The following is a 21,485-nucleotide window of genomic DNA, read 5'->3' as shown; positions in this document are numbered from 1 at the left end:
TTTTATGAGGGTTGCCTTACTACAAATAGCGCTTCTGTTTTGCCTGATTACCTGCACATTCGCAAAAAATGTTCACGCGCAGGAAGTTTTGAGTAAAAAGGTGTCATTAAATATGCCACCCAGTGATCTGCGCAGTATACTCAAAACTATCACGGAGAAAACATCCGTCAACTTTACCTATAGCAATAATACGCTGCCGGTGCGCCAGCGTATTGCGGTTACTGCCCGCGATGAGCAATTAGGAGAGGTATTATACCGTTTGCTTAACCCATTGCACATCACTTTTGAAGTGATCAATGAACAGATTGTTCTGAAGAAAGAGAAAAGTAATGAAGGTGGTATGGAGATAGACGGCCTGAATGCACTTTTCCAAAAAATCAGCGGCTTCGTAAAATCAAAGGAGGGCGATCCCCTGCCCGGCATTAACGTAATGATTGCCGGCTCCAACAGGGGGACCGTTACCAATATAGATGGACACTTTGAGCTGGAAGCCAAGGATGGCGATGTGCTGATCTTTTCTTCTGTAGGTTTTGCCCAGCAACGGGTGACCGTTAGCGGTAATGGCATCATGAACATCGTGATGATATCTTCCGCTACCTCGCTAGACGCAGTGGCCATTACCGCATTGGGTATTAAAAGAAATATAAGAACACTGGGCTATTCTCAGGAAGAAGTTGGTGGTAAAGAAGTGGCCCGCTCCAATGCGCCCAACGTGTTGAATGCACTGGCAGGTAAAATGGCCGGTGTAAACGTGACCAGCCCCAACGGCGTGGATGGAGGTACTACCCGTATCCTGATTGGTGGTAACAATACCATCCAGGGCGATAACCAGCCGCTGATCATCGTAGATGGTATGCCGATGGCCAATGACCTTGCCCGTCCTTATGATGTACGTTCTGCTCCCACTGGTAGCGCCCTGTATGCCGGCAATAATGCAGATGCCGGCAATACCAGTGCCCCCAAAGATTTCGGTAGCCCGATCAACATGATCAACCCGGAAGATATTGAAACCATCAGCGTACTGAAAGGCCCAACCGCCGCCGCATTATACGGTGGTAAAGGCGCCAACGGCGTTATTCTCATCACCACCAAAAAAGGAAATAAACGCAATGGCCTGGGCGTGGACTATACCTATGGTTATAAAACCGTAGATCCCTATCGCTATCTGCAATTGCAAAATGAATATGGCGCAGGTGGTATGGTGTCCCTAAATGCTCCTCAATACCTCACAGACGCCAACGGTAATAATCCGCGGCTCACAGAGAACTGGAATGGTATGTATGTGGATCCAAAAACAGGCTCTGGTCCTTATGGTATCAATACCTACAACCAGGTAGGATGGCCCGGCTCCGGCGTTTCCTGGGGGCCAAAAATGGATGGTAAAATGATTACCTGGTGGGATGGTACCCAGAAAGCGGATGTACCGCAACCCGACAATATCAAATTGCTTTTCCGCAACGGTATGCAATCTTCCCACAACGTATCGTTATCTGGCGGTAATGAATGGGGATCTATCCGTGCGTCGTTTTCCCGGTTGGATAATTCGGCCGTATTACCCAACAGCAAATACTATCGCAATACTTTCAACCTGGGCGCCAATATGAAATTAACGAAGAGAGTTAGTGTACAGCTCACCTCTTCCTATATCGTGAACCAGTATCATAATCCTCCGCAATTGGGTAATGATGATGGTAATTCCTGGATGAAACGCCTGGTATATAATGCTGGCAGAAACTATCGGGGAGAAGATATTGCCATCTACAAAAATCCTGATGGTTCTCAGAACCAGCTCACCAACTTCCCCTGGGTAGGTAATGGTGGCGCTACTGTATGGAACATCCTGGAAAATAACACCGACCAGAACAGGCGCAAATTACTGGCCGGCGTACAACTAAATTATGAAGCCACCGATTTCCTGGATTTCATTTTCCGCGGTGGATTGGATAATAACACCAACGAGCTGACGACTAAAAATACACCGACAGATGTGTTAGGTATCAAAGGCTACTATGCCCATGGCGTAGAGCGCGACAATGCTTCCAACATGGACTTCATCGGTACCCTGCATAAGGATAAAATATTTGGCGGCGACTTTAACGGTAAGTTCTCATTGGGTGGAACCATCTACCAGCGGGAAGCGGCGGGTATGTTTAACTACAACGATAACTGGGCAATGCCATATGTATATTCGCTGAATTCAGGTACTTACCTGGGTAATCCGCATCCGACCACAGAAAGCCAGTTGCGCAAACGCATGAACTCTGTGTACAGTTTCATTAACCTGTCTTACAAGGATTACCTGTTCCTGGATATCACGGGCCGTAATGACTGGTCTTCTGCATTACCTAAGGGCCAGTGGTCTTATTTCTTCCCGTCTTTCGCCGGTAGCTTTGTATTTTCCGATGCCTTTAAAATTGATCCGTCTGTATTGAGTTTCGGTAAAGTAAGAATAGCCTGGGCACAGGCGGCTACCGATCCGGCTCCTTACCAAGTTAACTATACTTATGGTACCTCTACGTTTGCAGGACAAGCAGCTACCATGCTGCCAGGTAGTTTACCAGCGCTGAACTATAAGCCAACTGTTAATACTACTGCAGATTTTGGTTTGGTGTTAGGCTTCCTGAACAACCGGTTGAATGCTGATTTCAGGTATTATAAAGGAAAATCGCGTAACCAGATTTTAGCATCCCCGCTGCCTATCAGCTCAGGCGTGAGTAGCATTATTGTGAACTCCGGCGTACTGGAAAATTCCGGTATAGAGTTGATCCTGCGGGCAAAAGTCATTGCGCAGAAGGACTTCGGTTGGGATGTCTCTCTTAACCTGGCACATACAAACAATAAGCTGCTGTCTTTATCTGATGGAACTGACCGTGTAGATATGGCCAGTGCCTGGAATGACGGCGGCGCGCACGGTCCCGTAATATCTGCCCATGTAGGCGACCAGTTTGGTACCATTTACGGTTATGACTATGTATATGATCCGAAAACACATCTGCCATTGATGGTAGCAAGTCCTTACGGCAAGCCGGAAATGAATGGTACATTGTACCAGGCTACTGATGGACTGGTGCCATTAGGTAACTCAACGCCTAAATTAACCGGTGGTATTACCAACACCTTTACCTACAAAAATTTCTCAGTAAGTGCATTGATTGATGCAAAAATAGGGGGTGATGTATGGTCAGGTACCTATGCAACTATTATGCAGCAGGGACAGGCAAGAGAAACGTTGAAAGAAAGAGATGGAGGCGGATTGCCGTACACCACACCGGATGGGACCAAAACCAATTGGGGCGTGATTTTACCGGGAGTGTTTCCTGATGGTAAGATCAACGACAACGTAGTACACTATTATTATAAATATATGCCTTATGGTGTGTGGAGCAGTACTGACCTGGGTAGTGGTGTAAAAGGAAGTGACTGGATCGACAGGAATGCCGTTCTGGAAAATACCTGGGTGAAGATGAGGGAAATATCCATTAACTACCAGGTGCCATCAAGCTTTATTAAACGGACAAAAGTATTCCAGTCAGCATCGCTGTCACTCGTAGGAAGAGATCTTTTCTATCTCTATACTTCCTTACCGGATCATATCAACCCGGAAGGTGTGAATGGCGCAGGCAATGCCCAGGGACTGGAGTATATGTCTTTGCCAAGTTTCCGTTCATTAGGTTTCCAGGTAAGGGTTTCTTTCTAAGGGAACAGATCTACTCACCGATTAAAATGTGCAAACATGAACAAGACAAAAAAAATATTCCTTTATATAGCGGGTGTTTCGATGACGTTGGGCGCCTGTACGAAAGATTTCCAGGATATCAATACCACTCCGGGATTGCCTACTACCACTACCGTTCCTCCCATGGTAAATGGGGTGATCAGTACCCTGTTTCTGAAAGGACAAGAGCAGGCGGCCATTCATAATGAGTATTATTATCCCATCACCCAGCTGGCTACCATTAGCGGTAATTCTGGTTACCTTGTGCAAAATGGCGCTTCCGATATCTGGAACGACTACTATGCTGCGCTCCAGAACATCAACCAGATCCAGGATAAGATCAATGCTTATACGGGTGATAAAGCGGAGATGGATAATATACAGGGGATCACTTACATCCTGAAGGCTTATAAAACGCTGCGTATAAGCGATCAGTTTGGGGATATGCCTTATTCTAAAGCGGGACTGGCCTACACCAATGAGTCGGCTAATTTCAGGCCGGCGTACGACTCCCAGGAGAGTATTTATAAAACTACCCTGGACCAGCTGAAATGGGCTTCCCAGCACCTTACTACCGCTGCCAATACACCTGGAGGCAAGCCGTATGTAACGCTGGGCTCTTCTGAAACGCTGTTCAACAACAGCATTACCATGTGGCAGAAGTTTGGCAACTCGTTGTTGCTACGTTATGCCATGCAGATAGTAGAGAAAGATCCCGCTACAGCTACTCCTTACCTGCAATATGCGCTGAGTGGGATACCATTGATCGGGGAACATGAAGATGCGGGGATGTGGCCACAGAAGCTGAACAATTACGTATTAAATGATAGCCGTTTCTGGTCTTTCACTTCTCATAAATTTGTGCGCATGAGTACTACCTGCTGGAATATGCTGGCAGATGGTACCGCTGATGCACAGATCTTTGATCCGCGGGCGAAACTGTTTTTTGAAACCAACCAGGCTGGCAAGTGGGCGCCACTGGCGCCAGGCAGCACAGCCAGCGATAACACCAACCCTTACCAGGATAAAAGGGATGCCGACTTTTCAAACAAAGACAACTGCGTATTCTCCCCGGTGAATTACCTGTTGGTGAGGGATATCTACTATCAGCCTGAATTGTTCATGACCGCAGCAGAGGTGCATTTCCTGAAAGCGGAAGCTTATGCGCGTGGCCTCGGTGTAAACAAGGACATGGTCAGCGCCGGCAATGAATATTTCAGTGGTATTACTTCTTCCGTTAACTTCTGGGATTCTATTGCACATACCACCAATGTAACCAATGATAACTGGTCGGCGGTGGCGCCTCCAAGTCCTACGGCGGTGCAGATGGCAGCACTTTTTGCCAATCCTAAGGTGGCCTTTACCGGTACAGATGATCAGAAGCTGAATAAAATTTATGCGCAGGAATGGCTGTCTTTCTTCCGTCAGCCCTGGCTTGCCTATAACCTGTGGAGAAGAACCGGTCGTACCCCGCGCGATGGTAACCCGGCTGCTTATGTCAACTTTAACCGTTTGCAATATCCGCAACAGGAATCAGTGAACAACACTGCCAATTATAACGACCAAGCCAACCGCATGGGAGGAAACTCAACTACGGTGAAGGTATGGTGGATGAAGTAAGTTTTATGCATATAATAGTTATATAGAAGGCCCCGGGGAAGTATTTCTCCGGGGCTTTTTACTGCCCGCACAAAAATAAATTTGCGTAACTCAAAAGTTACATATACTTTTGGGTAACTTAAAAGTTACATATCATGACTAAGACCATTCGTCACGAATTTTTCTTTGCGCATCCGGTGGAGAAGGTTTGGACCTACCTGACTACCGCTGAGTTGATGTCGCAATGGTTAATGCCCAACGATTTTGAACCCATTATCGGGCATGACTTTCAGTTCAGGACCAAACCAATACCCAGCCTCGACATAGACGGCATTATGTATTGTAAGGTGCTGGAGATAGTACCCTTTAAGAAGTTGACCTATTCCTGGAAAGCAGGCCCCGGGAGTGGCAAAATATCATTGGATTCGCTGGTAGAGTGGACGCTCTCATCGGATGAAAAAGGTACCACCGTTAAACTGGAACATAGTGGCTTCCGGGAGATAGAAGATTTCAATATCTACAATGGCATGAACGATGGATGGAGGCAGAAGCTGCAGAAAATCGATGATCTTTTAAACGCCGTACCACATGATGCAGCCAACGCCTGATATATTCCAGGCTATTGGAGATCCCAGCAGGAGGCAGATCTTACAGCTATTGTCGCAGGATACGCTCACCATCAATGCCCTGGCGGCGCATTTCGAGATGAGTCGCCCCGCGGTGTCGAAGCATATAAAAATACTGCACAGCACCGGGTTCATTGTCATAGAAGACAAAGGTCGGGAAAGGTATTGTACCCTGCACCGGGACGGCTTCCAGGCTCTGCAGCAGTGGATCAGCTTCTTCGATGTATTCTGGCAGCACAGGCTGAAAAAGCTGGAGAATTTATTGGATAATACCGGCCATAAAAGTAAAGGCCATTGATATGAACCGCTAAAATCAATGATTATGACAATGCTCAGTACCCAGGACGTGGCCACCAGGTTTAATGAACTGGCCATGCAGGAAAAATGGTTTGATATACAGGAGGAGCTTTTCTCTGCAGATGTAAAAAGTATAGATCCTGCTGACTCTCCTTATTTTGGATTTGCGGAAGGCAAAGCAGCCGTGCGCAAAAAAGGAGAAGACTGGGTAAAAAAAATACAGGAAATCCATCAACTGACTACCTCCGCGCCAGTAGTAGCCGGGCGGCACTTCGCCGTGAGCCGGATGATGGACTTTACCGTAGCGGACTTTGGAAGAGTGAAAATAGATGAGATCATGTTGTATGAGGTAGCGGATGGGAAGATTATATCTGAACAGTTCCTGTATTAACAAGAATATTTTCACGCAACGGCGCGAAGAAGCAAAGCAACGAAGAGCCTTCTTGACAGCTTTGCTTCTTCGCGTCTTCGCGTGAACAAACCTTTGAAAATGGTTATCTTTAATACATGGAAAGTAATACCCTCGTTAAAAATATTCCCCGCAGCCCGATGCTGGGAGCCAACGGACAACCCATACACTTCGATATCTGGGAAGTCAACGGCGAACACAGGGAATATCCCGCTATTTTCCTGAAGCCACACCGGAAGGATTACTACTTCCTGGTATTGGTAGAAGAGGGCAGCAGCCGCCATTGGGTGGATATGCAGCCTTATACGCTGCAACCATCCCGTTTTTATTTTTCTGCTCCTCACCAGGTGCATGTAAAAGAGCAGGCAAAGCCCATGAAAGGTATCATACTCCGGTTTACAGATGCTTTCCTGGCCAGGGACGAAACCCGTTCCCTGAAACAACTTCCTATCATCCAGAACCTCCATAATGGACATGAGATCAGTCTCGACGCCACCGCCATGTGCCATATCAAAGATACGATGCAGCATATGGTGGCAGAGTACCATGCACAGGACACCTGGCACAACTCCATGCTCATTGCCTATTTGCAGGTATTGCTGATCTTCCTCAGCCGGTTATATAACGAACAGTTCCAGGATGCCGTGCAACCCGGGCGGGAGCTGCTGAAGCATTTCACCGCTCTCGTAGAGCAACATTACCGCGATCTGCACGAAGTAGCTGCCTATGCCAGTCTGATGAATATCAGTGCCGGTCACCTCGGAGACACCATACGGGAACAGGCGGGGAAAACCGCTATTGCGTATATCCATGACCGCGTGTTACTGGAAGCGCGGCGGCTGCTGTTTCATACCGATCACTCTATTAAAGAAATCGCTTACGAACTGGGCTTTGAGGACGCATCTTACTTCAACAGGTTTTTTAAACGTCTCGGCGGACAAACGCCCTTACTATACCGGAACGCCACCCGGAAAATGTACCATTAATGCCGGTGCCGATACCATTTATCGGCATTCCGGGCTCCTAATTTTGTACCATCATTTTAAACAATAGATGGTATGAAATCAGTATTTATTACAGGCGCCAACAGGAGCATAGGTTTTGAAACCGCCAGGCGTTTATGGAACGACGGCTATTTTGTATACATAGGTAGCCGCGACGAAGATAAAGGTAAAGCCGCGGCCGCGCAGATAGGCACTGAGCGTATTGCCGTTGTACAACTGGACGTTACCGATCCGGCCTCTATCCAGGCAGCGCGCAACCAGGTAAGCAACACCACCGGCACCCTGGATGTATTGATCAATAATGCGGGTATTCTCGGTGGTTATTCTCAACAAGCCACCAATGCGCCTGGCTCCACTATCCGGGAAGTATTTGATACTAACTTTTTCGGCGTTATCAGTTTAACCCAGGCATTGATGAGTCTTTTGCAAAAGTCTGCCCAGCCAAGGATTGTAAACGTTACCTCCGGTTTAGCTTCGCTTACCAACCACTCCGATCCGTCGTGGAAGTATTATAACGTAAAAGGCGCTGCCTATGGTCCTTCCAAATCTGCATTAAATGCCTATACGGTAGTACTGGCGTATGAACTGAGAGATACCACCTTCAAGGTAAATGCCATAGATCCGGGTTATACTGCCACCGACTTTAACCAGCACCGGGGAACAGGCACTGTAGAAGATGCTGCCGCTATTATTGTACGCTTTGCCACACTTGATGAGAATGGGCCGACGGGAAAGTTTTACAGCAATGATGCGGAGGGCGGTGAAATGGCGTGGTAGTAGTGGACTTCAGGCATCTGCTATTCTTCGCAATGCCGGCAGCGGCAATTGTTTACATTATTAATCGTATCTTAACTATCAAACCATTCGCATAGTAATGAAAATAAAATGGATAAACCCTGGTCTTCATATCTATATCTGCTCAAGAACAGCAGCAAGCGTATCATCATCTCCTGCTACAATCACCGGAATTTTTTCTCCATGATATAATATATATCCATCTTCAGCTTTTCCACCCATGTTTTCGATCAACCTTCTCTTATCTTCCTCACTTTTGCAGATGATAGCAATCACATTTGACGGTAGTGGTATCCGCTCCCAGAACATTTGTTCATTATTACTAACTCCCTCCGGGCTATCTTGATTTATGGCACTATTAAAAGCGCTGTTCCTTCCACTTTCTGTTTGCTGTTGCCATAGATCAAAAGTGTCCAGCGTTCTGGCCGTATCCAGCTTCTTAGCAGCTTCCCCACCTGGTGCATTGCCCATGAGGTCGGTGGAGCTATGCCTCCACACCATGTCTGATGCCAGTATCTTCGGATGGAGCACTATTTGTGCCTTCTTGTCTCCACTGCCTACGCCATATCCATGCGCTGGCCATTTAATATGTTTCTTACCAACTGCCCTTGTATACACAGCCAGTCCACCACCTCCCAGGCGATCTGCATCACGTGAATAATTTCCATAGGGCCCCTCCCTCATATAAGCGCTTGAAAGGAATCCACTTTTAAATGCACCTGGTATATATTCACTGGAAATACCATGTACTAATGCCAATGCATTCTCTGCATCCACCTCCTTGGGCTTTCCAGGTTTATTCGCTGATCTGAATTCCGGTGTTTTCCCTTGTTTGAAGAACGTACCCTCCTTGGGTATCGTCTTTGTAATACGTGTACCCGAACTGCTACGGGGGTAGAAATTTATCAAACGTCGCTTTGTACTGGCAGAACTGTCTTTCTTCGCGTCGGAAGTGCGTATTACCGATATAGTGATTTTCTTTTTCAGGAGAACATTCTTTTTCTCCAATCTTTTTTTGGAGGAGGGCGCTGTAGCTCGTGATGTTGGTGAGGGGCCCGAGAATGTGTTCAATATTCCTAAAATATCCACCGGGCCAGCCTGTGTGCCGGTATTTGCAAATTCAGCGAAAGCTGCATGGAGGAGACTATCCGACTTCTTTACGGCCTCAATGCCATGGTACTCGAAGTAGCTGGCCAGTTCAACTGGATTTTCCACGCTTGTTTTAGCACCTCCGGTATTACCAGCCGTATCGAGAATGAGTTTCATAACGGCATCAAAATGTTCGCTGTCTTTACTTTTATCCATGGCCCCCGAGCTAAATAATATATTTCTATCGCGCTTATAAGATCCTTTCATGTCCGGGTAAGAACGCACATATTCATAAGAATCAGCACCGGCTATTAAAGCTGCGCCCTGTTCCTCACTGGTCATGTCATTCCATTTTTTCTTACTGATTGAAACTGTACCTTTTAATTTTAAACACCTTATTGCCCACTTATACGCTTCCTCTTTAATTCCTTCAATGGGCATGCTTTTACTGTTCTCTCTAAACTTTTCTTCGAACAGCTGTCCCTGCTTCCCTTCTGCTAACTTGTCATCTTCACGCATGTTGGCTGCATCATGCCATAGCGCAGCCATGGACAATGCTGCCAGATGGTCCTGATCAGTGCTGAACTTTATTTGCAGCGATGACGATTGAGATATCGTATTCACTAATTTCAGTACGCTGGCAGATATCCTTAACCCATGCCCCAGGCCATGTGCTCTCCTTGCCCTGTACTTTTCATCTGTTTTTCTCTTGTTACTGACATTTTTAAACGGACTATGATACTCTTCCCTGGCCAGATTATACATTCCCTGCTGGAATACATCTGTCGGTGAAACATCCTCAGGTATTTCACCGGACGAAACCTTTCCTGTATCAGCAAATTTTCCAGGGTCATCCACCGTAACCAGCCGTTCGAAATGCGTGCCGCTGGAATAAATGGGGATAATAGGCTTCTCTGCTGCAACATTCACCGGAGCTGTTTTCTGAACGCCTCCCATAAAATCATTTTCAAATAATTGAATGCTTTTTCCATGTATGATAGCCAGAGCTTCCAATTGCTCAGCATTCAGCCAGTGATACTGATGTTTCAGCAAGGCGAGATAAGCATCATGAACTTCCCGCTTTTCTAAAGCACTTTTTAAAAATAATTCGGTATCTATTTTCCCTTTTTTATAGGGTTTAAGCAACTCATATATTGAAGATGCCTTTACTTGCATTCGTTCCGGCAATACACCCATAAGTTCCTCCGCTTTAATGCCCGGATTAATAACAGTACCGTCATCACCTACAACGTTCAATTTCACCAGTTCCTGTAATATTTCACCACCGCTGATACCTTCTATAACATCATTAAAGGTAGTTTCCGTTATATGTTTGTTTATGGAAGCCTCATAGTTGTCTGCATTGGCAGCATGGATGGCCCACTGTAAATTGTTTCGCAGTTCACCAATAGAAAGCTCTTTTCCACTTTCTTCGCTTTTCTCTTTATCTGTTCCTTCTTTCCCGCTCACTTTCATACTGCTACCTTCGTTGTTGATATGTTCCTGCAGCAGGTTATAAGATACATGCCTGATGGTATTATTACGACCGGCATGCATTAATTCCATGGCTTCTGGAGACAAGAGTTCATTACTATAATTTTCGGCAAGCTGTCGCCTTATTTCCTGGGCATTTTCGCATACCAGTGTACCAGTGTCATTGGGTGTTCCCAAAAGCGCATGAATGGAACAATTTCCATCACCAAGGGTTGGCTGTGGTTTCAGGCCAAATGTTCCCAGGTGATCAGATTGTGATGACAATGTATAATCGGCCTTCCCTTCATCAAACGTAAGTCCTTCAAGTATGTTACTGCTGGTTTCATGTAACACCTTTTCATCAACATCAAAATAGCTACTGATTTCATTCGTTATATACTCGCGCATCATAACCTTGTTTACATTCGTAAAAAAGAGCAGCGTTTCTGCTCTGGCATGAAGATCGTATATAAATTCCCGGGGAATCCCCTGGATGATATCTTCTTCTTTTTCAAGGTTGTCAATCGTACTTAGCTCTTCTTTTCCGGGAGATATACTTATTTCCTCTTTGGGGACAGACACCACAGATTCTGGCTTTTTGACTGTTGAAGAAGATATAGCCTTTTCATTCGGAGAAAATGAGTCAGGTTTGTTGATCCGTGCAGTGCTGTTTTTATCTGGCAGCTTGTGTGTGGGTGTTTTCCTGAGATGCGCAGACATAGATGGCCGATTCGCTGCAACTTTCCATCGATTAAGATTTGTACGCATCACATTAGCTCTCACACTTGTATCCGTCTTGATATCTTCCAAGAACGTGTTTATCTCAGCAAGCATCTTCGTCTTTTCACCGCGTTCATTCGCCATTTTCCTGATGGCAGCGAAACGTTTTTCCTGTTCACCCGTCACTCGCTGTATCAATGGCGAAACAATGGGCGGCACTACTCGTAATGGCTCAGATGTTCTACCCGCATCTGCCATAGCCTGAAAAGATTGTGACTGTTTTATTACCAGGCTATTGTTTGCCATAGCCTGGAGCACCGTGGCATGTTCAAGATGGGTACTATTTTCTACCTGCGCTAACAGGGCTCTTTCGGCAATAGTCTGTGGACGGTTATCAATTGCCTGTCCGCTGTTCTCTGTTATAGCCGAAGAATTCCCCATGTTCTCCGGGGCTTTATGTTGCTGCGTCTTATTTAACTGGGTTTTCATGAACGTAAGATGGTTATGCTTTGCAGAGATAGGGATAAGTCAATATAAGTTACAAATAATTCACATCACACAATCAAAAATAGTGATCCTCTCCAACTACAATACATATAAAAGGAAACTGATATCATTACTATAATCAGAACTTATTTTATAGATACCTGACAATATTTCTTAAAATGATAAAAGCAAAAGCGAGATGAACAAAAGCCTGATAGCGTTCGATATCTCTATCATGACGATTAATAACGCGTTTGAGGGCATTGGGCAGAAGAGGTGTGCCCGGCGAGTGGAAGACCATTAGCGTCAACAATGACCATGAGCTTCGTACCTTTGCCCCGCTTGGTCTTTCCCACCTGGGCCCCTTTTTTAGCCACTACAAAAGTGCCATCAATGAAACTATGAAATAAGTTCTGGCAATGATTTTAAAATGGCTATACTGGCGGTCATATCTTCTTTTGTGGAGGAGGCAAACCCCAGCCGGATAGCGTTGGTGTGATAGCTGGGATACTGATGTACTTTTCCGTCGGAAATATATAACCCTTTCTGAGCGGCCTGCTGTGCCAATGTTTCGAGATTGATGTGTTCCGCAAAGTTGGTCCATACCGTCATGCCTCCTTCGGGAATGTCGAAGTGGACCAGCCCTCTCAATTCCCGCCGCAGCAGGTCGCAGAAAAAATCCCTTCTCTCTTTGTATACAGCCAGCGTTTTTCTCAGGTAACGTTGTACAGTGCCGTCGTTGAGGATTTCGGCCATGGCATTGTCCAGGATATGATCCCCTTGCCTGTCCAACAGCATACGCACGCTGGCCAGGTGTTGTATCACGTTTTCGGAAGCCACTAAGTAGCCAATACGTACGGCGGGAGAAAAGCTTTTGCTGAAGGAGCCGCCGTAGATTACCATGCCCCTGTCGTCGGCGCTGGCCAGGGGCAACAGGGGGCGGTTCTTGTAATGGAAGTCGTAGTCGTAATCATCCTCAAAAATGATGAAGCCATATTCCTGCGCCAGTTGCAGAAGTTCCAGCCTACGGTCGATCCGCAGCGATACCGTGGTAGGGTAGTGGTGGTGCGGGGTTACATATACCATGCGGACTTTTTTCCTGCGACAGATTTTCTTTAGTTCCTCCGTTACAAGGCCATGTTCATCTACGGGGACGCCTATATGTTCGGCGCCGGCATGCAGGAAGTTTTGCTCTGCCCGCCCCCAGCCTGGTATGCCGGATACGATGATGTCGCCAGGCTCAATTAGCCCGTTACACACCAGGTTAAGCCCCATTACCGTTCCGTTGACCGACAGAATATTTTTGGGGCTCGTGTTGAGTCCCCTGGTGTCGTTGAGGTAGTTGGAAATGGCTGTCCTGAACAGCTCCGGCCCTTCGGGGCGACTGTAGCTACCGAATTTATGATACAAGCCACCACGGGTCAATTGGCCCCGCCACGCCCGGTAGAGTTCTTTCAACGGGGCAAGGGAGGGGTCGGGAAATCCATCGTCTAAATGTAATCTGCCGGTAACGAGCGGCAGCCGTGCGGTGAGGTATGCGGGAGCAGGCACCGAAAAGCCGGCTGTTTCATTGGACCCGACAGTAGGTAAAGGTTGCAGCGGCTTGGGCTGCATGGTGGGCAAATGCCGGGCAACGAATGTTCCCCGTCCCACAAAGCTTTCCACCCAGCCTTGTGTTTGCAGCTCTTCATATGCCTTGGCGGCAGTGATCCGGTTGATTTGCTGCCATTCGGCCAGGTCGCGCGAGCCGGGCAACTTTTGCCCCGGCCGGAGCCTCCCCTTTTTTATCAATGCCAGCAGGGCATCGGCCAACTGCAGGTATACGGCGCGTTTGCCGGTATTTTGCAGGCGGATAGCACTGAATATTTGTCTTGAAATTGGCCTATTCATTTTGTTAAAATTGGTCTACTAAGATAATCCAATTGCCTGGTATTTTTGTATTCATTAAATGCAAGGATATGTACACTCCCCGTTCTTTTCAGTTCCAGGACCAGGAAGAAATGATTGGCTTTATGAAGCAATACAGCTTTGCCACCATCGTTACCATAAAAGACCGATTGCCCATAGCCACACACTTGCCTTTTGTGGTAAACGACAACACTGGCAAACTGGTGCTAAGCGCCCATTTTGCCGCGGCCAATGAGCAGGCTAAATATATTGAAACCACTCCTGCCCTGGTCATATTTTCCGAACCGCATGCTTACATTTCGCCGGTACATTACGACAAGCACGAAAGCGTGCCCACCTGGGATTATATCGCGGTACATGCATATGGGCAGGCTCAGGTCTTAAGCGACACAGCCGCTAAAGTAAAGGTGCTGGAGCAAATGATTACCTTTTACGATCCGGCTTACCTGGCCCAGTGGCATAGCCTGCCTGACAAATACCGGCAAGGCATGATACAGGGCATCGTGGCATTTGAGCTGGAAGTGACCAACCTGCAGGGACAAAAGAAATTAAGCCAGAATAAAACGGCGGCAGAGCGGGAGCGCATTGCCGCACACCTGGAAAAGAGTGAACAACCCCTCGACCAGGACCTGGCACGTCATATCAGGAATCTATAAATCATGTATCATGGAATTTACGTTACAACCCGTGCTGGAAAATGAACAGGTGATCCTGTTGCCATTAGAGGAAACTGACTTCCCCGCTGTGTATGCTGTTGCCTCCGACCCCAAAGTGTGGGAACAACATCCTAATAAAGACCGCTGGCAGCATGATATATTCCGTACTTTCTTTGAAGGCGCTATCCAGAGCAAAGGTGCATTTAAGATCGTGGAGAAGGCCACCGGCCAGGTAATTGGTAGCACCCGTTATTATGACTTCGACGCCACCGCCAGTGGCGTGGCGATTGGCTATACTTTTTATGGAACCGCTTATTGGGGAACCGGGATTAATCCGGGCGTGAAAAAATTGATGCTGGACCACGCTTTTCAATTTGTTGACCAGGTGTATTTTCATATTGGGGTCAATAATATCCGCTCCCAGGTCGCCATAGGTCGATTGGGCGCAAAGAATATCGCTACGCAGGAAGTGAACTACTACGGGGAACCGCCTAAGCTGAATTTCTTGTATCGCATCGGCAAAGAAGAATGGGCGGCACGTAAATAGTACGAAAAAAAGTACCTTCATGATACAATGTAGAACCAATGAATGCAGGTATGTTTTTGCGCAGTACCCCACTGCTGGATGATAGTTTTTTTGAGCGTACCGAGTTGTTTATTACAGAAGTGAACGACAAGGGCGCGATGGGTTTCGTTGTCAACAAGCCCTTTCCCCGTAAGTTCAATGAGCTCGTGGAGTTCCGCCATAGCATTGCCTTCCCGCTGTATGATGGCGGTCCGGTAGACCGGGAACATCTTTATTTTATTCACCGGCGGCCGGACCTGATTGAAGGCGGTGTGCTGGTAGCCGGTGATATTTATTTAGGGGGAGATTTTAAAGCTGCCGTAAAATACATAAATAATAAAACGATCACAGAAAACGATATACGATTGTTTATCGGCTATTGTGGCTGGGATTCGTTTGAGCTGGAAGAAGAAATAGCGGAAGGCAGCTGGGAGATAATAGAAACGGGGAACCTGTTTTAACAGGATCTTTTCCGGATACCTGAGATGCTTTGTGCGGGCAATTTGGCAAAAAAAGCATCTGAATTTGTCAATTCCATGGATAAATGAATGAAGTACATACTGGATCTTTGAAGACGCAGTATCCTATTAACGGTACCAGCGCCAAATCAGCGAAATATGGCTGTTCAGCAGCAAGTGAACAACCGTGACATTTTTATTTAGTTCAGTCCATGTATTATAGTTTGCATAAGCATTTGCCCGGATGATAAATCAGCTTTCTGACAAGGAAATATTATCACTCGGAAACGATGATGCCGCTTTCCGTGTATTATATGAAAGATACTGGAAAAGCTTATACCATAATGCTTTGGCCCGGTTGGGCAATCACGAAGATGCCCAGGATATTGTTCAGGATATTTTTGTCAGTTTTTGGCGTAATAGGGAACATATACAAACAGATGGTTCTTTTTCCTTTTATTTATTTGGGGCATTAAGATTTGCTATCATTAAGCATGTATACAGAAAGGCTGAAAAGGGCACTATTTTGCCGCTGTCGGTAATGCACCTGGAGTTGTCTGAAGTAGCTTTAGGTAAACACCTGGAGTTGAAGGAGCTTCAATCTGTGTTAGAGGATGAAACCAGCAAGCTGCCAGCCAGGATGCAGGAAATTTTCCGTTTAAGCAGGGATGAAAACCTATCTCTATCCGAAATTGCACGGCGTTTCGATATTTCAGAACAGACGGTTAAGAATACTATTACTACCGCACTAAAGAGGCTGCGCTCAAGGCTTCGCGAATATGCCTCTCTTTTTTTCCTGATTTAATTTTTTAAACACTAGTACTTCCACTTTAATCCCGGTATTTGTATGACAGGGAATGCTTTCGGATTGATAAACCTGAAGGGAAAATTTCCGGTTAAAAACAGAAGGAATGAAGTATCCCAATGCAATCAGGCTTTTAAGACGATATCTAACCGGGAAGGCAACTCCCCATGAGGTAGAAAAGATTAATGATTGGTATGGGCCTGTTCAGCAGGATATACCAGCTACGACAGATTTGGATAGCGTAGAAGAGCAGCTTTGGAGCAAGATCCAATGTAAGATTGTCGATGACCATAAAATAGTGCCGCTTTATCAAAGGCCGCTATTCAGAGTAGCAGTAGTGGTATTGGGAGTGATGGTATTAGTTACCGGCGCCATATTTTTTTTACAAAGAAGTCGGCATTTGCCAACATCGTCGCTGCCGAAAGTTTTGGTCAACGACATTCCAGCCCCTGCCGCCAACAGGGCCGTGCTTATACTGGCGAATGGCGAAAGGATATTGCTGGACTCAGTTACCGGCACAGCTGCCGCGGGCGCTTCATTGGCCCGGGTCACTAATGGCAACGTTGCTTACCGGCAGATACCAGGCAGCAAATCTTTAGGGCCAGCGGGTAACAATACTTATAATACCTTGTACAATCCGCCCGGAAGCAAGGCTATTTCACTTTCCCTGGCAGATGGCACCATCGTATGGTTGAATACAGGTTCCCGTTTGCACTACCCCGTTGCGATGGAGGGGGCAGAAAGGCGGGTAGAGGTAGAAGGGGAGGCTTATTTTGAAGTAGCCGCTGATGAGCACCGGCCATTTGTTACCGTTAACCTTAAAAGAAATGTCGAGGTAAAAGTGTTGGGCACTTATTTTAATATCAATACCTATGACGATGAACCTACGACTAATATCACTTTGTTACAGGGAGCCATTCGTGTCAGTAAAGATCATCAATCTGTGGTGATGCGGCCCGGGCAGCAGGCGAGGATAGGCAGCCGGTTACAAACAATAGATAACGCCGATGTAGAAGAGGCGATTGCATGGAAAAACGGGCGCTTCCTGTTTCCCGAAGGGACCGATATACAAACAATTATGAGACAGGTAGCCAGGTGGTATAACGTAAAAGTCATATATGCCGGAGATATTCAACAAAAATTTGGCGGATCAGTCTCCAGGTCTTCCAATCTATCCCAGGTACTGAAAATACTGGAGGCCACAGGCAGTGTTAAATGTAAAATGGAAAATAATGCCATCATAGTCAGCCCGTAGCGGATATCAACCAGGTAACTTAAGTATTTAAAGAAAGATAGTATTGGCTCAAAAAACAACCGCTCCGGGTCGCGACCGGAGCGGCGGTAAGTTGAGTTAATAACTCCACGTTCCAATGAAAATGTAGTAGTGGAAAAAAGTAATCCGGACAGACTACCTATTTATTAACCACATTGCTCCTTTTAGAAGGGTGAGCAAAATGAAAAATGAATGTATGCAATTTAATGCAATTAGCAATGCTTTGCCTGGATGGCGAAGAAAACTACAACTAACGTTAAGGATCATGAAACTCTCTGCAGCCTTTCTGTTTGTTTCTGTCATGCAAGTGGGGGCCACAGCGTATTCCCAGGTTACGCTGTCGGTACGGAACATGCCTTTAGGAAAAGTTTTTACACTTATTAAAAACCAAACCGGCCGGGAAATATTTTATGCAATGGATTTACTCCATCCGGCGGAAGATGTAACCCTGGAGTTAAAGAATGCATCGCTTCGGCAAGCGATGGAAGAGGTCCTGAAAGGGAAAGGGCTCTCTTTTGAGATAATAGAAAAAAACATTGTTATCACCAGGAAAAAAGCAGAACTGTCAAAGGCTGTAGAAGAGCAGGTGATCACGGGTAGAGTAACGGATGAAACAGGTAAACCTTTGCCTGGTGCCTCGCTTAAGTGGAAAAATACCACACAGGGAACGAACACTGATGCCGCTGGTAATTTTTCGCTGAAAGTGCCATTCGGCGGTGGAATGCTGGTAGTTACCTTCGTGGGTTTTGAAATGCAGGAAATACCTGTTTCAAAAGGTGGCAGTATGCAAATATCCCTGAAATCATCTACCTCCAAACTGGAGGACCTGGTGGTAGTTGGTTATGGCAGCCGGAAAAGGGCCCTGTTAACTTCCGCAATATCTACCGTAAAGGCGAAGGAGTTTGAATCGATACCTACCGGAAGTTTGTCTAACGTGTTGCAAGGCCGTTTGTCTGGCACCTATGTGCAAACAGGAACCGGATTCCCAGGCGAAGGGTCGAGTATCCGGGTAAGGATAAACACTTCCTGGAACAACTCTCCCCTGGTATACGTGATTGATGGGGTAGTAAGGGATGAGCAGAGTTTTAACGCCCTGGATGCAAATGAAGTGGAAGACGTAACCGTTTTGAAAGATGCTGCTTCTGCAGCGATTTACGGCTCCCGCTCCTCCAACGGGGTATTAATGGTAACAACCAAAAAAGGTAAAAGTGGTAAGCCTTCTTTTACAATTGGTTCTACTGTAAGCACCGAACGATATACACAATTACCAAAGTATATGGAGGTGGGAAAATCGATGGATGCTATTTCCAGTGTTTACAACAATGTCGGACCTGATGAAAGAGACTGGATTATAAAAAATAACCCCGATGGGATGGCGATGTTCAAGGCTGTTTATCGTAATCCGCGTGATCAGCGATACACGGCCAGCTTATCGGGAGGTAGTAATGACGTTACTTATTATTTAGGAGCTTCTTACTATAACCAGGATGGTTTTATGCCTAAGCTGAACTATAATAAATATAACCTGAGAGGTAATGTGCAGGTGAAGTCTATCAAAAACCTGACAGTGGGTTTAAATGTTAGTACCAACAGCGGTATCTATAATGGTTATAGCTTTGGGCAAACAAGTAAGAATTCATCTGAGCAGGGTTTCTATAAAAACCTGATGTATATGAATCCGTGGGCGCCTCCCTACATCGATGGCAAAATTCCGGATGTTGGTTGGATTGGTAACCCAATTGCCCTGCTAACAGGCCCTGGTTATAGAAAGAACACTAACCAGCAAATTGATGCGTTGTTGAATTTTGAGTACAAGATCCCTTTTGTGGAAGGGTTAAGTGTAAATGGTGCATTCAGTAAAAATTACAATAACAATTTTACCAAAGAATTTGCTGCGAAAGTACTCCTATACAAATTTAAAATGGCCGGTACCAATAGCAGGTTGTTTACCAATGAAATAATCGGCACTACTTACTCCAATTCACCGAATGAAGAGTTTGTGGCTAACGCGAATGCACAGAGTCGTTCTTACCAGCTCAATGGGCAAATTAACTACCACCGTTCATTTGGAAAGCACCAGGTGGAAGCAAATGCCATTGTTGAGCAGTACGAGTATCACTTTAACACCATGAGTGCCGCCAGGAAAAATTTTCCACTATATCCGCAGGACCAGTTTTTTGCAGCATCTGGGGATAGTAAGTACTGGTCTGCCAATGCCAGTGAAGATCAGGATGGGCGCTTATCTTATATCGGGAGGGTTAACTATAACTATGATGAACGTTATTTGCTGACTGTTTCGGCGAGAAGAGATGGCTCTATAAAATTTGCACCGGATAAAAGGTGGGGCATTTTCCCGTCTGTTTCCGCAGGCTGGATTATTTCCAATGAATCCTTTTTTAAAAATAGTACAGAACTGAGCTTCGTCGACTTCCTGAAAGTACGTGGTAACTTTGCACAAACAGGTAACGATGCCATTGGCGGCTGGGGATGGCTGGAACAGTATAATATTTCCACCAACAGTTATTTTGAAGGAACCAACGGTACCCCTAAGCCCAGGTTAACCTATGGAGGAATTCCCAATCCCGCACTTACCTGGGAAAAATCAAATTCTGTGGATCTTGGGCTTGAATTAGGCGTGTTCAGATCAATTAACCTGACAGCCGACTTTTGGTCCAGGCATACTTATGATATCCTGGGAGCGCGTATCCTGGCAGTGCCGAGGGAATATGGAGCAGATTTGCCCAAAGAGAATTATGGCATCGTGAATGGCCGGGGCGCTGATTTCGAAGTGGAATACAAAAAGAACCTGGGATATGGATTTTCCTTGGATGTAAAAGCTAATTTCGGTATCGCGGCAAACAAGGTGATAAAGAAAGATGTTGCCGCCAATGCGCAGGATGTGGATAATCCCAATGGAAAATCATTGTCTTACCAGGCTGGTTACGAAACAGCAGGTATCCTTCGTTCCAAGAGTGATATTGATAAGCTGCCGCAGGGGTACACCATTTTTGGCGCTAAACCAGAATTGGGGATGATGAATTTCCTGGATATCAGCGGTCCTAACAATGTTCCGGATGGAAAGATCGACGGTTACGACAGGGTTGTACTGGGCAGTAATTTTGGCCCAGGTGGCGCTAAAGAATCTTTCGGGTTACTGTTGAACCTGGGGTGGAAAAACCTGCACCTGGAAATGTTGTTTTCCGGCCTCACCGGCTTTAAAATAGCCTATAACGACCCCTGGGGAAAACAATTCAGCGGAGGCAATCTTACACCGATCTATCATGAAGATGCCTGGTCGCCCGAAAATCCCAATGGAACACACCCTAAGCTATATTCCTGGGGGGATGCCAGGGCTAGAGGATATGTGGAAGTATCCAACTTTAATAGCTATCCTGGTGGCTTTGTCAGGCTGAAGAACCTTAATTTGTCGTATTCACTTACTGGAAAACGCATGCAACGGGTTGGTTTAACAGGTGCCCGTGTATGGGTTTCCGCTGCAAATTTATTTTACCTCTCCAGGTTTAAGTTTTACGATCCGGAATTAAGTGATTATTCAAGTTATCCTGCTTCAAAAACATATTCTCTGGGTTTAAATATCAATCTGTAA

At 46.0% G+C, this 21,485-nt stretch carries 15 protein-coding genes and 1 pseudogene; 13 read left to right on the top strand and 3 right to left on the bottom strand.

Going from position 1 to position 21,485, the window contains the following annotated elements; genetic code table 11:
* Positions 1 to 112: 112 nt before the first annotated feature.
* The 7 genes from HGH90_RS02625 to HGH90_RS02595 all read left to right on the top strand — a co-directional run bounded on the left by HGH90_RS02625 (position 113) and on the right by HGH90_RS02595 (position 8,427).
* The gene (locus HGH90_RS02625; protein ID WP_169190328.1) at positions 113 to 3,697 is read left to right on the top strand and encodes a SusC/RagA family TonB-linked outer membrane protein; all 3,585 of its coding nucleotides are present in this window, start codon (positions 113 to 115) and stop codon (positions 3,695 to 3,697) included.
* A gap of 36 nt (positions 3,698 to 3,733) precedes the next feature.
* Positions 3,734 to 5,335, top strand: a complete 1,602-nt coding sequence (locus HGH90_RS02620; protein WP_168763453.1) for a SusD/RagB family nutrient-binding outer membrane lipoprotein — start codon at positions 3,734 to 3,736, stop codon at positions 5,333 to 5,335.
* A 134-nt stretch (positions 5,336 to 5,469) separates the two neighbouring features.
* Positions 5,470 to 5,922: an SRPBCC family protein gene (locus tag HGH90_RS02615; RefSeq protein WP_169190327.1), complete on the top strand. Its 453-nt coding sequence runs from the start codon at positions 5,470 to 5,472 to the stop codon at positions 5,920 to 5,922.
* A complete protein-coding gene (locus HGH90_RS02610) occupies positions 5,903 to 6,238 on the top strand; it encodes an ArsR/SmtB family transcription factor (protein ID WP_168763451.1) in 336 nt (111 codons plus the stop codon). Before HGH90_RS02615 ends, HGH90_RS02610 begins: the two co-directional genes overlap by 20 nt.
* Positions 6,239 to 6,262: 24 nt before the next feature.
* Positions 6,263 to 6,628 (top strand): nuclear transport factor 2 family protein, encoded by a 366-nt coding sequence (locus HGH90_RS02605; protein ID WP_168763450.1) that lies wholly within the window; start codon positions 6,263 to 6,265, stop codon positions 6,626 to 6,628.
* A 116-nt stretch (positions 6,629 to 6,744) separates the two neighbouring features.
* Positions 6,745 to 7,632, top strand: coding sequence for an AraC family transcriptional regulator (locus tag HGH90_RS02600; protein WP_169190326.1), 888 nt, complete (start codon positions 6,745 to 6,747; stop codon positions 7,630 to 7,632).
* A 72-nt stretch (positions 7,633 to 7,704) separates the two neighbouring features.
* A complete protein-coding gene (locus HGH90_RS02595; protein WP_168763448.1) occupies positions 7,705 to 8,427 on the top strand; it encodes an SDR family oxidoreductase in 723 nt (240 codons plus the stop codon).
* Between the two features lie 132 nt (positions 8,428 to 8,559).
* Here HGH90_RS02595 and HGH90_RS02590 read toward each other — a convergent pair whose 3' ends face one another.
* The 3 genes and pseudogenes from HGH90_RS02590 to HGH90_RS02585 form a co-directional block, all read right to left on the bottom strand.
* On the bottom strand, positions 8,560 to 12,216 hold the full coding sequence (locus HGH90_RS02590; protein WP_169190325.1) for a hypothetical protein: 3,657 nt from the start codon (positions 12,214 to 12,216) through the stop codon (positions 8,560 to 8,562).
* Between the two features lie 263 nt (positions 12,217 to 12,479).
* A pseudogene (locus tag HGH90_RS31715) lies at positions 12,480 to 12,617 on the bottom strand (IS5/IS1182 family transposase); the annotation flags it as partial.
* Positions 12,613 to 14,103, bottom strand: a complete 1,491-nt coding sequence (locus HGH90_RS02585; protein ID WP_168763446.1) for a PLP-dependent aminotransferase family protein — start codon at positions 14,101 to 14,103, stop codon at positions 12,613 to 12,615. The gene HGH90_RS02585 and the pseudogene HGH90_RS31715, both read right to left, overlap by 5 nt.
* 68 nt (positions 14,104 to 14,171) lie before the next feature.
* Between HGH90_RS02585 and HGH90_RS02580 the strand changes: the two genes are divergently transcribed.
* The 6 genes from HGH90_RS02580 to HGH90_RS02555 all read left to right on the top strand — a co-directional run bounded on the left by HGH90_RS02580 (position 14,172) and on the right by HGH90_RS02555 (position 21,485).
* Complete coding sequence (locus HGH90_RS02580; RefSeq protein ID WP_168763445.1) at positions 14,172 to 14,777, top strand: FMN-binding negative transcriptional regulator; 606 nt, start codon at positions 14,172 to 14,174, stop codon at positions 14,775 to 14,777.
* Between the two features lie 10 nt (positions 14,778 to 14,787).
* Positions 14,788 to 15,324 carry a GNAT family N-acetyltransferase gene (locus HGH90_RS02575; RefSeq protein WP_168763444.1) on the top strand — a complete coding sequence of 179 codons (537 nt, stop codon included), beginning with the start codon at positions 14,788 to 14,790 and terminating at the stop codon, positions 15,322 to 15,324.
* Between the two features lie 38 nt (positions 15,325 to 15,362).
* Positions 15,363 to 15,803: a YqgE/AlgH family protein gene (locus tag HGH90_RS02570; RefSeq protein WP_168763443.1), complete on the top strand. Its 441-nt coding sequence runs from the start codon at positions 15,363 to 15,365 to the stop codon at positions 15,801 to 15,803.
* Between the two features lie 241 nt (positions 15,804 to 16,044).
* Positions 16,045 to 16,605, top strand: a complete 561-nt coding sequence (locus HGH90_RS02565) for an RNA polymerase sigma factor (RefSeq protein ID WP_168763442.1) — start codon at positions 16,045 to 16,047, stop codon at positions 16,603 to 16,605.
* A 106-nt stretch (positions 16,606 to 16,711) separates the two neighbouring features.
* Complete coding sequence (locus tag HGH90_RS02560; protein ID WP_169190324.1) at positions 16,712 to 17,860, top strand: FecR family protein; 1,149 nt, start codon at positions 16,712 to 16,714, stop codon at positions 17,858 to 17,860.
* 283 nt (positions 17,861 to 18,143) lie between these two features.
* On the top strand, positions 18,144 to 21,485 hold the full coding sequence (locus tag HGH90_RS02555; RefSeq protein WP_168763440.1) for a TonB-dependent receptor: 3,342 nt from the start codon (positions 18,144 to 18,146) through the stop codon (positions 21,483 to 21,485).

The organism is Chitinophaga sp. Ak27, assembly GCF_012726295.1.
GTDB lineage: Bacteria > Bacteroidota > Bacteroidia > Chitinophagales > Chitinophagaceae > Chitinophaga.
The sequence above is the reverse complement of the archived record's forward strand: the minus strand, read 5'-3'. Positions and strand labels throughout refer to the sequence as shown.

Bases quoted from the DNA above. Each gene is read 5' to 3' on its own strand.
- HGH90_RS02560 (WP_169190324.1), top strand. From the start codon at position 16,712: ATGAAGTATCCCAATGCAATCAGGCTTTTAAGACGATATCTAACCGGG.
- HGH90_RS02555 (WP_168763440.1), top strand. From the start codon at position 18,144: ATGAAACTCTCTGCAGCCTTTCTGTTTGTTTCTGTCATGCAAGTGGGG.
- HGH90_RS02615 (WP_169190327.1), top strand. From the start codon at position 5,470: ATGACTAAGACCATTCGTCACGAATTTTTCTTTGCGCATCCGGTGGAG.
- HGH90_RS02595 (WP_168763448.1), top strand. From the start codon at position 7,705: ATGAAATCAGTATTTATTACAGGCGCCAACAGGAGCATAGGTTTTGAA.
- HGH90_RS02565 (WP_168763442.1), top strand. From the start codon at position 16,045: ATGATAAATCAGCTTTCTGACAAGGAAATATTATCACTCGGAAACGAT.
- HGH90_RS02590 (WP_169190325.1), bottom strand. From the start codon at position 12,216: ATGAAAACCCAGTTAAATAAGACGCAGCAACATAAAGCCCCGGAGAAC.
- HGH90_RS02575 (WP_168763444.1), top strand. From the start codon at position 14,788: ATGGAATTTACGTTACAACCCGTGCTGGAAAATGAACAGGTGATCCTG.
- HGH90_RS02620 (WP_168763453.1), top strand. From the start codon at position 3,734: ATGAACAAGACAAAAAAAATATTCCTTTATATAGCGGGTGTTTCGATG.
- HGH90_RS02625 (WP_169190328.1), top strand. From the start codon at position 113: ATGCCACCCAGTGATCTGCGCAGTATACTCAAAACTATCACGGAGAAA.
- HGH90_RS02570 (WP_168763443.1), top strand. From the start codon at position 15,363: ATGAATGCAGGTATGTTTTTGCGCAGTACCCCACTGCTGGATGATAGT.
- HGH90_RS02605 (WP_168763450.1), top strand. From the start codon at position 6,263: ATGACAATGCTCAGTACCCAGGACGTGGCCACCAGGTTTAATGAACTG.
- HGH90_RS02585 (WP_168763446.1), bottom strand. From the start codon at position 14,103: ATGAATAGGCCAATTTCAAGACAAATATTCAGTGCTATCCGCCTGCAA.
- HGH90_RS02610 (WP_168763451.1), top strand. From the start codon at position 5,903: ATGATGCAGCCAACGCCTGATATATTCCAGGCTATTGGAGATCCCAGC.
- HGH90_RS02600 (WP_169190326.1), top strand. From the start codon at position 6,745: ATGGAAAGTAATACCCTCGTTAAAAATATTCCCCGCAGCCCGATGCTG.
- HGH90_RS02580 (WP_168763445.1), top strand. From the start codon at position 14,172: ATGTACACTCCCCGTTCTTTTCAGTTCCAGGACCAGGAAGAAATGATT.